Source organism: Pseudoxanthomonas sp. F37 (genome assembly GCF_022965755.1).
Lineage (GTDB): Bacteria > Pseudomonadota > Gammaproteobacteria > Xanthomonadales > Xanthomonadaceae > Pseudoxanthomonas_A.
Genome location: NZ_CP095187.1, coordinates 1,820,992 through 1,835,406 on the forward strand (window position 1 = coordinate 1,820,992; position 14,415 = coordinate 1,835,406).

Genomic DNA, 14,415 nt, shown 5'->3' on the forward strand with positions numbered 1-14,415 from the left:
GGGGGATGCTGGAACGCATCCTGCGCCTGGCCATCGCGCACCGCTGGCTGATGCTGGCGCTGACGGTCGCGCTGATCGCCGTCGGCAGCTGGAGTTTCAGCCGGCTGCCGATCGACGTCACGCCCGACATCACCAACGTGCAGGTGCAGGTCAATACGCAGGTGGACGGTTACTCGCCACTGGAAGCCGAACAACGGGTGACCTTCCCGATCGAGACGGTGCTGGCGGGCCTACCCGGACTGGACTACACGCGATCGATCTCGCGCTACGGCCTGTCGCAGGTGACCGTGGTGTTCAAGGACGGCACCGACCTGTACTTCGCGCGCCAGCAGGTCGCCGAGCGCCTGCAGCAGGTGAAGTCGCAGCTGCCGGACGGACTGGAACCGGAAATGGGCCCCATCGCCACGGGCATGGGCGAGATCTTCATGTACACCGTGGAGGCGCAGGACAATGCGCGCAAAGTGGACGGCTCGCCGTACACCGCCACCGACCTGCGCACGTTGCAGGACTGGGTGGTGCGCCCGCAGCTGCGCAACGTGCCGGGCGTGACCGAGGTGAACACCATCGGCGGCTTCGCGCGCCAGATCCACATCACCCCGGATCCGGCACGGCTGGTCGCGCTGGGCTTCACCCTGCACGACGTGGTCACCGCGGTGGCGAGCAACAACCAGAACGTCGGCGCGGGTTACATCGAGCGCAACGGCCAGCAGTTCCTCGTGCGCGCGCCCGGGCAGGTGGCCGGCCTGGAGGGCATCCGCGACATCGTGCTGGACCGGCGCGACGGCGTGCCGATCCGCGTGCGCGACGTGGCGCAGGTGGGCGAGGGACCGGAACTGCGTACGGGCGCGGCGACGATGGACGGCCGCGAAGTCGTGCTGGGCACCACCTTCATGCTGATCGGCGCCAACAGCCGCGAGGTCGCGCAGGCGACGGCGGCGCGTCTGGCCGAGGCCAACCGCAGCCTGCCCACCGGCGTGCGCGCGGTGCCGGTGTACGACCGCACCTCGCTGGTCGACCGCACCATCGGCACGGTGGCGAAGAACCTGGTGGAAGGCGCGCTGCTGGTCATCGCGGTGCTGTTCCTGTTGCTGGGCAACGTGCGCGCCGCGCTCATCACCGCCGCGGTGATCCCGCTGGCGATGCTGTTCACGCTGACCGGCATGGTCCGTGGCGGCGTGTCCGGCAACCTGATGAGTCTGGGCGCGCTGGACTTCGGCCTGATCGTGGACGGCGCCGTCATCATCATCGAGAACTGCCTGCGACGCTTCGGCGAACTGCAGCACGCGCTGGGACGCGCGCTGACCCAGGAGGAGCGCCTGGACGCGACGGCGACGGCGACGGCGGAGGTCATCCGCCCCAGCCTGTTCGGCCTGGGCATCATCACCGCGGTCTACCTGCCGATCTTCGCGCTCACCGGCGTGGAGGGAAAGATGTTCCACCCGATGGCGATCACGGTGGTGTTGGCCCTGACCGGCGCGATGGTGCTGTCGCTGACGTTCGTGCCCGCCGCCATCGCCCTGTTCCTGCGCGGCAAGGTGCAGGAGAAGGACACGCGCCTGATGCGGGGGGCGCGTCGCGCGTACGCGCCGGCCCTGGCCTGGGCCCTGCGCCGGCGCGCGCCGGTGGTCGCCGGCGCGTTGGCGACGGTGGTGCTGTGCGGGCTGCTGGCCACGCGCCTGGGCTCGGAGTTCGTGCCCAGCCTGGACGAGGGCGACATCGCGATGCACGCCCTGCGCATTCCCGGCACCAGCCTGGACCAGGCCGTGCACATGCAATCCACGCTGGAGGCGCGGATCAAGCAGTTCCCCGAGGTGCACCGCGTGTTCGGCAAGCTCGGCACCGCCGAAGTGGCGACCGATCCCATGCCGCCTTCGGTCGCCGACACCTTCATCATGCTCAAGCCCCGGGACGCATGGCCCGATCCGCGCAAGACCAAGGCGGCGCTGGTGGCACAGATCGAGGCCGCGGTGAAGGACATCCCCGGCAACAACTACGAGTTCACCCAGCCCATCCAGATGCGCATGAACGAGCTGATCTCCGGCGTGCGCGCGGATGTGGCGATCAAGGTCTACGGCGACGACCTGGACACGCTGGTCAGGGTCGGCGAACAGGTGGAGGCGGTGGCGAAGGCGGTGGACGGCGCCGCCGACGTGCGGCTGGAGCAGGCCACGGGCCTGCCGCTGCTGACCATCACGCCGGACCGCCAGGCGCTGATCCGCTATGGCCTGAATCCCGGCGACGTGCAGCACACCGTCGCCACCGCGGTCGGTGGCGAGGTGGCCGGACAGCTGTTCGAAGGCGACCGGCGCTTCGACATCGTCGTGCGCCTGCCGGAAGCGTTGCGTCAGGACCCGGCTGCACTGCATGACCTGCCGATTCCGCTGGGGCGCGGCGGCAACCTGGACGAGTCCACCCGCACGCCGGGCTGGGATTCCGGCGCGCCCGCAACGGTGCCCTTGCGCGAGGTCGCCACGATCGCGACCACGTTGGGCCCGAACCAGGTGAACCGGGAGAACGGCAAGCGCCGCGTCGTGGTGACGGCCAATGTGCGCGGTCGCGATCTGGGCGGATTCGTCGCCGAGCTGCAGCAGCGCATCCAGGCCGACGTCGAGGTGCCCACCGGCTATTGGGTGGACTATGGCGGCACGTTCGAGCAGCTCATCTCCGCCGGCGAACGGCTTGGCATCGTGGTGCCGGTCACCCTGGCCATCATCTTCGCGTTGCTGTTCTGGGCGTTCGGCTCGTGGCGGGATGCCGCCATCGTCTTCACCGGCGTGCCGCTGGCACTGACCGGCGGCGTGGTGGCGCTGGCGTTGCGCGGCATCCCCATGTCGATCTCGGCGGGCGTGGGCTTCATCGCGCTCTCGGGCGTGGCAGTGCTCAACGGCCTGGTGATGATCGCCTTCATCCGCAAGCTGCGCGAGCAGGGCGTGGGTCTGGACACGGCCGTCGTCGACGGTGCGCTGGGGCGCTTGCGTCCGGTGCTGATGACGGCGCTGGTGGCCTCGCTGGGCTTCCTGCCGATGGCGCTCAACGTGGGCGCGGGTTCGGAAGTGCAGCGCCCGCTGGCCACCGTGGTGATCGGCGGCATCGTGTCGTCCACGCTGCTGACCTTGCTGGTGCTGCCGGTGCTGTACCGGTGGTGGCATGGGAGCGAGGAGTGAGTGGAGAGGAGTGAGAAGTGAGAGAAGGCGGGAGAAGAGGAGGGCATCGCTCACTCCTCACTCCTCACTCCTCATCACTCGTTCCTCATCACTCGTTCCTCGCCCCTAGAACAGGTCGTCCGCGATCACGTAGCTGTCGCGGCCGGCCGACTTTGCGCGGTAGAGCGCGGCGTCCGCGCGCGAGAACCAGTCGTGCCAGGTCTTTTCCTGTTCGCGCAACATCGCCGCGCCCAGCGAGATGGTGATGCGGCCGCCCGGGCCGCGCAGCGAGCCGCGGACGGCCTTGCGCAGGCGCTCTGTCGCCGCTTCCAGGTCTTCCGTGCTGTCCAGTTCCAGCAGGGCCACGAATTCCTCCCCGCCGAAGCGGAACACCTGGTCGTTGCGCCGCATCTCGAAGCGCAGGATCGAGGCGAGGTCGGCGATGGCCGCATCACCGGCCGCATGCCCGTACTGGTCGTTGACGTCCTTGAAATGGTCCAGGTCCAGCACGACCAGGCCGAAGCGGCGTTCGCCGCGCTGGAAGCGCGCCACCGCATCGGCCAGGACGCGTTCCATGCTGCGCCGGTTCGGCACGCCGGTCAGCGCATCCATCGCGGCAAGGCGTTCCAGCTGCACGCGGTCGTCCTGCGTGCGGGCGGCGAAGATCAGCGAGAACACGGTGATCAGGCTGGCGCTTACGAACACCGATGCGGCATGCACGCCATCGTGGAAGAAGCCGGGGATCAGTTGCATGCCCACGATCAGCAGGGCGTTGCAGACCACCGCCGTCCAGCGGTGCGCGATGAAGAAGTTGGTCAGCAGCACCAGGTAGGTCCAGGTGAGCGCGGTATGTCCCAGCAGCAGGCAGGCGCCGAAGCTGGCCGCCGAGTTGAGCGCCGCCAGCACGTTGCCGGCGCGCAGGCTGTCGCCCCCGCGCCAGGCATGGATCACCGGTGCCGTCACCGCGGCCACGACAGCCAGGTCGAACCACGCCCGGGTCCACTCGCCGGCCCACAGCCGGTACACACCGAAGGAGGCGATGGTCGCCGCCGCGGTGGAGCCCAGCAGGACGATGATGTCCAGGCGGAAGTCTCGGCGTTTCGGCTTCATGGAAAGGGCCGGATGCGGGCGATGGGGTTCGGGGTTCTCGCGGCTCAATGGACAAGTGAGAGGAAAGGGCTGCGCCGCGCAGTGTAGGCGCTTGGCCGGAGTGGGGAGTGACGATGATCACGCTTGGCAAGGCATGCGCGGGCGGTGGTTCCGCCTGCGGCTGAGCTTCGGACTACGATGTCACTGCCTGTTCAGCCGGGCCTGCGAAGACTGCGCCCACACGTTCGAGGAGGAAGGACATGAAAGCAATGAAAACCGCTGTCATGGTCGCGTCGCTGGGCTGGGCGGTCGCGTCGTCGATGCCGCTGCAGGCGCAGACCGTGGGTTACAACATCCGCACCGGCGATGTCTGGGTGGATACGCGTCTGGGCGAAATCAACGACTACGGGCGCCGCTACCGCGATCCCTTCGTTTCGGAAATGACCGGCTACTACGGCGCGCCGCGCTCGCTGGTGCTGGACCTGCTGGATCGCCGCGGCTGGGCGCCGGCCGACGTGTACTTCGCCTGCGCCATCGCGCGCGCACTCGGGATCCCCTGCCTGGACGTGGTGCACCGCTACGAGCGCAATCCCGGCGTGGGCTGGGGCAACCTGGCCAAGCAGATGGGCATCAAGCCCGGCTCGCGCGAATTCCATGCGCTGAAGAATGGCGCCGTGGGCACGTACGACCGCTGGGGTTACCCCATCCGGATCGACCAGCGTGTCAGCGTGGACTGGTCCAAGCACGGCCCGGGCCAGGGCAAGAGCGGGGGCAAGCCTGCCCAGGCGGGTTCGGCCAAGCCGCATCCTGCGGGCCATGGCCAGGGCAACAGCGGCAAGGGTCCCGGCAACAGCAGCAAAGGCAACAGCGGCAAGGGCAACGGAAAAGGCAACGGACGCGACTGAGTCTTACCGCCGCCGGAATGCAGAACGGCCTCCCGATGGAGGCCGTTTCCGTTTGTGCTTGCGCGTACTGCCTCTTGCTTAGCGGCCTCAGGCCGACAGCGCTTCCAGCGTCTTGAACACCTGCGGGACCGCCATCGCCGGCATGCCGCCATTGACCGACACGGCGCGCAGACCGTGCTGGTAGCTCTGCCAGATCATGTCGTCCGCATGCTGGATATCCACGCCGCGGAACTCGCCGGCGGCCATGCCGCGGCTCAGTTCCTGGCGCACGGGTTCGCGCATGCGCCGCAGCGCGGCATTCATTTCCGCCTCGACGGCGGGAGACCACCGCGCCGACACGCTCCACAACGCGGGGAACGCGATGAAGTTGGCCGCGTCCTCGCGGGCCATCCAGAAATAGAAGTCGAGGATGCGCTGGGCATGGGTCGATCCCTGGGGACGTTCCACCATCGGCGCCCGCCGCGCGGTGTAATCGCGGATCAGCAGGGTGGCGATGATGTCGGCCTTGGTCTCGAAATGCAGGATGACCCCACGCGCGCTCAGACCGGTCTCTTCGCCCAGGTCCATCAGCGTGGTCTGGTCGAACCCCTTGGTGAAGAACAGACGGCGGGCGGCGGCCAGCACGGCTTCCCGGGTTTCCTGGCTGGTGCGTCGTTTATGGGTCGGACTGTGGTTCACGTGCGCTCTCCTGATCGCGGGGACGGACCTCCCCCTGCATCGGTCTGGACCTGTGTCCCTTCCGTGCGCCGGCGTATGTGGTGGTTCCCTCTACGACATTCTGCACAAATTCATGCATTTAGTGGAACCCGTGCCGCAGGCCCCCTGTGAAGCGCGCACTTGGATACGTGAAATGTAGCGTAACCACGCCTTGCAAGAGTAACCGTACTTTCGTCACAGGGTGAGTTGCCGCGCTGCATCAAACGACAGATCGAAAACCCGTTGTACCGGCGGCCCCAGTTCGCCGGCCAGCAGCGCCAGCAGGAACAGGCCCAGCAGCAGGGCCGTGGGCAGGCCCAGCTGGATCGGGTTGAGCGCGGGCGCGGCGCGTCCCAGCACGCCGAAGGCCAGGTTCACCGCCAGCATCGCCACCATCACCGGCAGGGCCAGCCCGACCGCCGCGCGCAGGACATGGCCGAACAGCATCGGGGCGACCTCCAGCATCTGCTGCACGTCGGGCAGCGCTGTACCGATGGGCAGCGACCGGTAGCTGTCCACCAGCAGGGAAACCAGCGCCAGATGGCCATTGGCGGTGAAGAACAGCAGGCCGAACGCCAGGTAGAACCACTGGCCGACGACGCCCGAGTTCACGCCGCGCAGTGGATCGGACATCTGCGCGAACGCCAGGCCGGTGCCCTGGGAGATCAGTTCGCCCGCCATCGCGCCGGCTTCGAAGGCCAGCCGCAGCATGAAGCCCATGCTGGCGCCGACGGCAAGTTCACGCGCCACGTTGAGCACGGTGCTGGCGTCGAAGGCGATCCGGTCCGGCGTGCCCGGCAGCAGCGGCGCCAGTGCCATCGCCAGCGCACCGGCGATGATCACCCGCACGCGCACCGACACCGCGCGCGTCCCGATCAGCGGCGCGGCCATCAGCAGCGCACCGGTGCGCAGCATGGTCCACAGGATGGCATTGATCATCCCGAAGGCCTGCTGGCCGTCGATCACCATCTGGGTGGCTGTGTCCATGGAGCGAGAAGTGAGTGGAGAGGAGTGAGGTGTGAGTAGGGGCAGGAGCGGGATGGGGCATGTCCGAGGGGCTTTCGCTCACTCCTCACTCCTCTCCACGCACTCCTCCCTTCACCCGATCAAATGCGGCAAGCGCTGGAACAGCGTCGTCGTGTACTCCACCAGCACGCCCAGCAGGTAGCTGCCGGTGGCGAACAGGGCCGCGGTCAGTGCGATGGCCTTGGCCACGAAGGCGATGGTGGGCTCGTTGAGCTGGGTGGCGGCCTGGATCACGCCGACCACCACGCCGACGATCAGTACGACCAGCAGCAGCGGGCCTGCGACCCAGAGGGCGATCTCCAGGCCGTCGCGCAGTTCGGTAAGGGCGGTTTCGGGACTCATGGGACTAGAGGAGTGAGTGGAGAGGAGTGAGGAGTGAGGAGAAGCAACAGCAGCGCAGGAGAAAGGGGGGCAATCGGAGGTGGCGTTCGCTCACTCCTCACTCCTCTCCACTCACTCCCCGCTCTCAATTGAAGCTGGCCGCCAGCGAACCGACGATCAGCACCCAGCCGTCGACCAGCACGAACAGCAGGATCTTGAAGGGGGCCGATACCAGCATGGGCGAGAGCATCATCATGCCCATCGACATCAGCACGCTGGCCACCACCAGGTCGATGATCACGAACGGGATGAAGATCAGGAAGCCGATCTCGAAGGCGGTCTTCAGTTCGCTGGTGATGAACGAGGCCACCACGATGGGGAAGGGCACGTCCGCCGGGCTGGCGTAGCTGCCGTGGCCGGCCAGGCCGGCGAAGGTCATCAGGTCGGTTTCGCGCACCTGGGCCAGCATGAAATCGCGCAGCGGGCCGGTGGTCATCGTCCAGGCGGTGGCGAAATCGATCTGGCCGTTGAGGTACGGCGCCATGCCCTGCGCCCACGCCTTTTCGCCCACGGGCATCATCACCAGCATGGTCAGGAACAGCGCCAGGCCCACCAGCACCTGGTTGGACGGCGTCTGGCCCGTGCCCAGTGCCTGCCGCAACAGGCCCAGCACGATGATGATGCGGGTGAACGCCGTCATCGCCAGCAGCGCGGACGGGATCAGCGTGATGGCCGTCATCAGCAGCAGCGTCTGCAACGGCAGGCTGACGGTGTTGTCGCCGACCTGGCCCACGTTGACCTTGGGCAGGGTCGGCAGGGTGGGGGCGGACGGGGCTGCAGGCGCGGCGGGCGTGGCGGCGGGTGCGGCCTGGGCGGTGGCCGGCGCGGTCTGCGCCAGCGCCAGCATCGGCGCGGCAAGCCACAGCAGGCAGAGCAGGGAAAGGATCAGGCGACGCATCTCAGGACTCTTTGCGCAGGCGCTTGGCCAGCAGTTCGGCGAAGTTGGGCAGGGCCGGCGCGGGCGCGACCACCAGCGGTTCGGGCAGCGTGTGCAGCGCGGTGATGCCGCCGGCGGTCACACCGATCAGCAACTGTTGCTTGCCCACCTCGATCACCATCACGCGTTCCTTGGCGCCGACCGACAGCAGGGACACCACCCGCAGCTGCTCGCTGGGGCGGATGCCCAGGCCCGCACCGGGCATGCGCTTGAGCAGCCAGGCCAGGCCCAGGATCAGGCCCAGCACCAGCAGCAGGCCGAACAGCGCACCGCCGATGCCCGGCGTGGAGGGCGCATGCTGGCCGATCTTCTGGGCCGGTGCCGCGGCGGCGGCGAGCAGGGCGGGGATGTGCATGGGCAGGGACTCAGCGCAGGCGGCGGATGCGTTCGCTGGGGCTGACCACGTCGGTCAGGCGCACGCCGAAGCGGTCGTTCACCACCACCACCTCGCCATGCGCGATCAGCGTGCCGTTGACGAACACATCCAGCGGTTCGCCGGCGCCGCGCTCCAGTTCCACCACCGAGCCCTGGTTGAGCTGCAGCAGGTTGCGGATGGGCATGCGGGTGCGGCCCACTTCCAGCGACAGCGTCACCGGCACGTCGAGGATGACGTCCAGGCTCATGTCGGGTTCGGCGGCGTGCGGCCCGGACGAGGGTTCGTCGAGGGTGGCAAGGCTGTCTTCGGTCTCGGGGATCATTGAGTGGCCTCCTGGAAGGCGACGGGAGTCAGGGCGTGGCGTGGCGCGGCGGCGGCGTGGTGGCCACCGGGAGGATGCTTGGCGGTGATCTTCACGGCGTTCACGCCGTTGGAAATGCCGAACTCGCCGGTGAACACCGGCACCTGTTCGACGCAGACCGGCACCACCTTCGGCAGGTCGATCGGCAGGATGTCGCCGACCTTCAGGCCGGTGAGCTGGCGCAGGCTGAGCTGCCTGTGCGCCAGCACGCTGGAGACGGTGACCTCGGCGCCGCGCAGCTGTTCGTGCAGGGTGACGCGGAAGCTGTCGTCGTCGTGCACGCGGTCGGACTGGATGCCGGCGTCCAGCAGTTCGCGGATCGGTTCCAGCATGGAATAGGGCAGGGTGACGTGCAGGTCGCCGCCACCGCCGTCCAGCTCCACGTGGAAGCGGCTGACCACCACGTATTCGCGGGGGCTGACGATGTTGGCGAAATGCGGATTGACCTCGCTGGTGATGTATTCGAAATCCACCGGCATCACCGGCGCCCATGCGTCGACCAGGTCGGCGAAGGTCTGCTTGAGCAGCAGCTGGATCACCCGCATCTCGGTGGCGGTGAACTCGCGCCCTTCGATCTTGGCCGGATAGCGGCCGTCGCCGCCGAAGAAGTTGTCCACCATGGTGAACACCAGCTTCGGTTCGAACACGATCAGGCCCACGCCGCGCAGCGGCTTGAACTTGATCAGGTTGAGGTTGGTGGGCACGTACAGCGAGTGCAGGTATTCGCTGAACTTGACGGTCTCGATGCCCCGCACCGACAGTTCGGCCGAGCGGCGCAGCAGGTTGAACAGGCCGATCCGCCAGGTGCGCACGAAGCGCTCGTTGATCATCTCCAGCGTCGGCAGCCGGCCGCGCACGATGCGGTCCTGGCTGGCGAAATCGTAGGTGCGCGCGACCGCGGGATCGTGCGGCGGCTCCTCGGTCTCGATCGCACCGGAGTCCACGCCGTTGAGCAGGGCATCGATCTCGTCTTGCGACAGCAGGTCACTGGTCATCATGGCGGCGGGCGTCCGTCACTGCATCACGAAGCTGGTGAACAGCAGCGAGTCGGCGGAGGGCTTGCCGGTCTCGGCCACCAGCAGGGCCTTCACTTCGCCCAGGGCGGCGTTCTGCAGGCGTTCCTTGCCCTCGCGGGACATCAGGCTGGCGGCGTCCTGCTGGGCGAACAGCATCAGCAGGCGTGCGCGGATGGCGGGCGCATGCAGTTCGATGGCCTTCAGCGCTTCCGGGTCGCGGGTCATCAGCTGCACTTCGACCTGCAGGTAGCGGGCGCCGCCGGTCTCGCCCACCAGGTTGACGACGAAGGGTGGTTCCAGCGCGAAGTACTGCGCCGGGGCGGGGACTTCGCCGGGGCTCTTGGCCTTGGGGGCATCGGGTTTCACGTCCTTGCCTGCGTGGCTGGCGAAGTACCACGCGCCACCGCCGGCGGCGCCGGCCGCGACCAGGGCCACCAGGCCGATGGTCAGCAGCGACTTGCCGCCCTTGGGCTTGTCGCCCTTGTCGGCCTTGGATTTGCTTGCGGTCTTGTCGGCGGCTGCCACGGCGCTGGATCTCCTGAGGGGTCGGTCCAGGGGATGCAAGCGGCGTGCCGCGATGGGGGCGGGCGTTCGACGGGGTTTTGACGGACGTGCTTTCTGCAGGAGCGACGTGAGTCGCGACCGCGGAAACTCGGTGCCATGAGCGCCGGACCACGCGGCCATCCCTGTGTGAACGATCTTTCAGGACCGCCATGACGTGCGGTCGCGACTTGCGTCGCTCCCACAGGAGAGGTCAGGTCGGTCAGGCGTAGGCGTCCACCAGCCCGCGCATGGTCATGCGGACGGTGCGGGGCGTTTCGGCGGCGGCTTCGGTATCGGCGGGGGTGTCGCCGTGTGGCGAGGCGCCACCCTGCGACGGTGGCGCATGCTGCTGGCCGACGTCGGCATGGGCGAGCTGGAAGCCGTGCTGGCCCAGCATGTCGCGCAGGCGGGGCAGGCTGTTTTCCAGCGCCTGGCGCACCTCGGCCTGGGCGCTGGTGAAGTCGGCGTGCACGCGGTCGCCTTCCAGGCGCAGGCGGACCTCCACCGTGCCCAGGTCGTTCGGGGTCACCTTGATGTGCGCATGGCCGATCTTCTGGTCGGCCATCCAGCGCACGGCATCGCCGATGTCGTCGTCGAAGTGGCCGCCCTGCAGGTCGGCACTGGGCGCTTCCATCGCGTTGACGGTTTCGGTGCGCGACAGGCCGAGCGGTGCGTTCGAGGCGCCGACGCCGGCCAGCAGGTTGCCGGCCGGCGCGGGTGCATCGCCCTCCTCGCTGCGGAAGGCATCGACAAGGTCGCGGCCCAGGTTGATCGCATCGGGCACGGCCGCGGCCACCTGGCCCGTGGCCAGGTGCGCGGCGAAGGACAGCAGGTTCTGCAGCGGCGCCTTGGCATCGGTCGCCGCAGAAGCGGGCGGCTGCGACGTCGTCGCGGTGCCGGCAGGCACGGGTGTTGTGCTGTCGGCCGCGGTGTCGGGCGGGATGCCGACGGCCACGTCGGCCGTGGGCGTGGCCGGCAGTGCAGCCGGCATCACCGCACGGGCGCCGGCCAGCAGGGCATCGGCGGGAACGGGCGTGCTGGCCATGGGCGCGGCGCCCGCGAGCAGGGGGTTGCCCAGTGGATCGGCCGGCACCGCTGCCGTCGCTGTCGCTGTCGCATCTGCGGGAGGCGGTGTCTGGATCGACGCCAGTTCCATCAGGATCGGCGGCACGGTGGGCGCGGTGAGCGCGGCGAGCGCATCCTCGGAGGTGTCCTTCGTGGGGGATGCGGGCGCAGCGTGGTCCTGGCGGCCGGCGGCCCCGTCCGGACGCTGCGCGACACGGTCCTTCGCCTCGCCGGCGCGCGAGGTCTGCGCGTGCGATGCGTCGTCGCGCCTGGCGGGGCGGCGAACCATCTCGTCGAACGCGGGCTTCTTCGTCGTCGCGCCATCGTCGCCGGACATCGTGGGGTTGCCCGGCGTCGTCGCGGGCGCGGACGCCGGGGGGGCGAACGACAGGGGGGAGGTCGGCGCGGGCATCAGGCGTCCTCGCTTTCCCGTGCGGCGGCGGCCAGGCGCGCGCGGCGCGCGCCCAGGTCGTCCATTTCGCGCTGGTCGCGCCGGTCCACGATCTGCCGCTCCTGCACGCGATAGCTGGCGGCCAGCTGTTCCAGCACCTGCTTGTCGCGGCTGGCCAGCAGCAGGCGGTCGCGTTCGATGTCGACGCTGGCGCGGCTGCGGTCGACGTTCTGCAACTGCTGCTTGAGGGCCTGGTCGATGCGCTCGAGGAAGGCGCGGCGGTTCGCCAACTGCGCCGGGCTGGTGGCCGCCATCTGGCTGTTGGCGTAGTCCTCGGCGTACTGGCGCAATTCTTCCAGCCTGGATTCGTGCTGGGCCAGGGTGCGCTGGCGCTCGGCCAGGTCGCGGGCGACGGAATCCTCGTGTTCCTGCGCGCGGCGCAGCAGGGGGTCGATTCGGCGGGACTGGATCATGAGAGGTTCCTTGCGTTACGACAGGCCGGGCGGCACGGGGATGCCGGCGGCGGCGTTGCGTTGGATCAGGGCTTCCAGGGCGGCGCGGCTGCTGGGCAGGTCGGCGGCGCGCGCCACGTCCTGGCCGAGGAACTCGACGATCTCCGGCCAGCGTTCCAGCGCTTCGTCCACGGTCGGATCGTTGCCGCGCTGGTAGGCGCCGATGGCGATCAGGTCGCGGTTGCTGGTATAGGCCGACAGCAGGCGCTTGAGCTTGCGGATGCGGTCGCGCCAGGTTTCGTCGGCGATCTCGGTGACCACGCGGCTGACCGACGATTCCACGTCGATGGCCGGATACAGGCCGCTGTCGGCCACGCGGCGCGAGAGCAGGATGTGGCCGTCCAGGATGGCGCGCGCGGCATCGGCGATGGGGTCCTGCGGATCGTCGCCTTCGGTCAGCACAGTGTAGAAGGCGGTGATGGAACCGCGCCCCTTGGCGCCATTGCCGGCCCGTTCGACCAGCGCCGGCAGGCGCGCGAACACCGATGGCGGATAGCCGCGCGTGGTCGGCGGCTCGCCCACCGACAGGCCGATCTCGCGCTGCGCTTGGGCGAAGCGGGTCAGCGAATCCATCAGCAGCAGGACGTTCAGGCCCTGGTCGCGGAACCACTCGGCGATGGCGGTGGCGCGGTACGCCCCCTGTAGGCGCGCCAGTGGCGGCCGGTCGGCGGGACTGGCGACGACGACGGCGCGCGCCAGCCCGGACGGGCCCAGCGTGGTCTCGACGAAATCGCGTACTTCGCGGCCGCGTTCGCCGATCAGGCCGACGACGATGACGTCGGCGGCGGTGTAGCGGGTCATCATGCCCAGCAGCGTCGACTTGCCCACGCCCGAACCGGCGAACAGGCCCACGCGCTGGCCGCGGCCGATGGGCAGCAGTGCGTTGATCGCGCGCACGCCGACATCCAGCGGCTGGGTGATGGGTTCGCGCGAGAGCGGGTTGATCGCCACGCCGGCCAGGCTGACGCTGCCCTCGGCCCGGATGGGGCCGCGTCCGTCCAGCGGCACGCCGTCGCTGTCGATCACGCGTCCCAGCAGGCCTTCGCCGACTTCCACGCCGCCACGGCGGCGCGAGGGCACCACGCGCGCATTCGGCAGCAGGCCGTGCAGCTCGGCGCTGGGCATCAGGTAGGTACGTTCGCCGGCGAAGCCGACGACTTCGGCATCGACCCAGCCGCCATCGACCACTTCCACCTTGCAGGTGGCGCCCATGGGCGCCTCGCAGCCGATCGCTTCCAGGGTCAGGCCCACGGCGCGGCGCAGGATGCCTTCGCGGATCAGGCCGCGACCGCCCAGTTCGGGATTGATCTGCGACAGCCGCGTGGCCAGGCGCAGGTCGCGGGCGGTCAACCATTCCAGCGGCTGCGCGCTCATGCGCGTGCGCTCCGGTTGAGCACGGTTTCCAGCGCGCCGCGCAGACGCGCTTCCAGGGTGCCGTCGATGCGCACGCTCTCGGCATGCACGCGCAGGTCGCCCCGGGTGAGGCTGGTGTCGGCGGTCAGGCGGGTGTGCGCGGTCATGGCCAGCACGGGCGTCAGGGCGGCGATGTCGTCCGGATGCAGGCGCAGTTCGACTTCGCGCTGCGCACCGCCGACGGCATCCAGCGCGGTGGTGGCCAGTTCCTGCAGCAGCACCGGGTCGCTCCGGTAGGCGCGGCCGACCAGGGCGCCGGCGATGCGCACGGCGAGTTCGGACAGCGCGGCGACCACTTCGTTTTCCAGCCGGTCCAGGGGCCGCGAGAAATTGTCCAGGATGCCTTCCATCTGCGCGGCGAGTCGGCGGACTTCGGCCTGTCCCTGGGCGAAGCCCTCGGCATGGCCTTCGGCGTGGCCCCGTTCCAGGCCTTCGCGGTAGGCGGCGTCCTGGATGGCCTGGATCTCTTCCAGCGTGGGCGGCACCGGGGGCGGCACCTGCTCCTCGGGCGCCGCCGCCGACACCACCACGTCCAGCGGAGCGGGCATCCAGCGCATCGGC

General features: G+C 69.2%; 15 protein-coding genes. 2 read left to right on the top strand and 13 right to left on the bottom strand.

What is annotated here, in order from left to right; all coding sequences use genetic code 11:
* The first annotated feature begins 5 nt into the window (after positions 1–5).
* The gene (locus tag MUU77_RS08410) at positions 6–3,164 is read left to right on the top strand and encodes a CusA/CzcA family heavy metal efflux RND transporter (RefSeq protein WP_245094339.1); all 3,159 of its coding nucleotides are present in this window, start codon (positions 6–8) and stop codon (positions 3,162–3,164) included.
* 105 nt (positions 3,165–3,269) lie between these two features.
* Here the strand turns inward: MUU77_RS08410 and MUU77_RS08415 are convergent, their stop codons facing one another.
* On the bottom strand, positions 3,270–4,253 hold the full coding sequence (locus MUU77_RS08415) for a GGDEF domain-containing protein (RefSeq protein ID WP_245093731.1): 984 nt from the start codon (positions 4,251–4,253) through the stop codon (positions 3,270–3,272).
* Positions 4,254–4,492: 239 nt separating this feature from the next.
* Here MUU77_RS08415 and MUU77_RS08420 point away from each other — a divergent pair, with 239 nt between their 5' ends.
* Positions 4,493–5,137, top strand: coding sequence for a hypothetical protein (locus MUU77_RS08420; RefSeq protein ID WP_245093733.1), 645 nt, complete (start codon positions 4,493–4,495; stop codon positions 5,135–5,137).
* Positions 5,138–5,224: 87 nt separating this feature from the next.
* On the opposite strand, the gene MUU77_RS08425 is transcribed toward MUU77_RS08420, so the two are convergent.
* From MUU77_RS08425 to MUU77_RS08480, 12 genes are all read right to left on the bottom strand, one after another.
* Positions 5,225–5,815 carry a TetR/AcrR family transcriptional regulator gene (locus tag MUU77_RS08425; protein ID WP_245093735.1) on the bottom strand — a complete coding sequence of 197 codons (591 nt, stop codon included), beginning with the start codon at positions 5,813–5,815 and terminating at the stop codon, positions 5,225–5,227.
* A 213-nt stretch (positions 5,816–6,028) separates the two neighbouring features.
* Positions 6,029–6,820 (bottom strand): flagellar biosynthetic protein FliR, encoded by a 792-nt coding sequence (fliR, locus tag MUU77_RS08430; RefSeq protein WP_245093737.1) that lies wholly within the window; start codon positions 6,818–6,820, stop codon positions 6,029–6,031.
* Positions 6,821–6,931: 111 nt separating this feature from the next.
* Positions 6,932–7,201 (bottom strand): flagellar biosynthetic protein FliQ, encoded by a 270-nt coding sequence (locus MUU77_RS08435; RefSeq protein ID WP_245093739.1) that lies wholly within the window; start codon positions 7,199–7,201, stop codon positions 6,932–6,934.
* Between the two features lie 124 nt (positions 7,202–7,325).
* Positions 7,326–8,138: a flagellar type III secretion system pore protein FliP gene (fliP, locus tag MUU77_RS08440; RefSeq protein ID WP_245093741.1), complete on the bottom strand. Its 813-nt coding sequence runs from the start codon at positions 8,136–8,138 to the stop codon at positions 7,326–7,328.
* A gap of 1 nt (position 8,139) precedes the next feature.
* On the bottom strand, positions 8,140–8,526 hold the full coding sequence (gene fliO, locus MUU77_RS08445; protein ID WP_245094341.1) for a flagellar biosynthetic protein FliO: 387 nt from the start codon (positions 8,524–8,526) through the stop codon (positions 8,140–8,142).
* A gap of 16 nt (positions 8,527–8,542) precedes the next feature.
* Complete coding sequence (gene fliN / locus MUU77_RS08450; RefSeq protein WP_345779065.1) at positions 8,543–8,875, bottom strand: flagellar motor switch protein FliN; 333 nt, start codon at positions 8,873–8,875, stop codon at positions 8,543–8,545.
* Positions 8,872–9,912 (bottom strand): flagellar motor switch protein FliM, encoded by a 1,041-nt coding sequence (fliM, locus tag MUU77_RS08455; protein WP_245093743.1) that lies wholly within the window; start codon positions 9,910–9,912, stop codon positions 8,872–8,874. The genes fliN and fliM overlap by 4 nt, the downstream gene beginning before the upstream one ends.
* A gap of 15 nt (positions 9,913–9,927) precedes the next feature.
* Entirely contained in the window at positions 9,928–10,485 is a 558-nt protein-coding gene (locus tag MUU77_RS08460) for a flagellar basal body-associated FliL family protein (protein WP_245094345.1), read from the bottom strand.
* A gap of 208 nt (positions 10,486–10,693) precedes the next feature.
* Positions 10,694–11,950, bottom strand: coding sequence for a flagellar hook-length control protein FliK (locus MUU77_RS18555; RefSeq protein WP_345779066.1), 1,257 nt, complete (start codon positions 11,948–11,950; stop codon positions 10,694–10,696).
* Positions 11,950–12,402, bottom strand: coding sequence for a flagellar export protein FliJ (gene fliJ / locus MUU77_RS08470; protein WP_162111039.1), 453 nt, complete (start codon positions 12,400–12,402; stop codon positions 11,950–11,952). The genes MUU77_RS18555 and fliJ overlap by 1 nt, the downstream gene beginning before the upstream one ends.
* A gap of 15 nt (positions 12,403–12,417) precedes the next feature.
* Positions 12,418–13,815 carry a flagellar protein export ATPase FliI gene (fliI, locus tag MUU77_RS08475; RefSeq protein ID WP_245093745.1) on the bottom strand — a complete coding sequence of 466 codons (1,398 nt, stop codon included), beginning with the start codon at positions 13,813–13,815 and terminating at the stop codon, positions 12,418–12,420.
* Positions 13,812–14,402: a FliH/SctL family protein gene (locus MUU77_RS08480; RefSeq protein ID WP_245094347.1), complete on the bottom strand. Its 591-nt coding sequence runs from the start codon at positions 14,400–14,402 to the stop codon at positions 13,812–13,814. The genes fliI and MUU77_RS08480 overlap by 4 nt, the downstream gene beginning before the upstream one ends.
* Between the last annotated feature and the right edge of the window lie 13 nt (positions 14,403–14,415).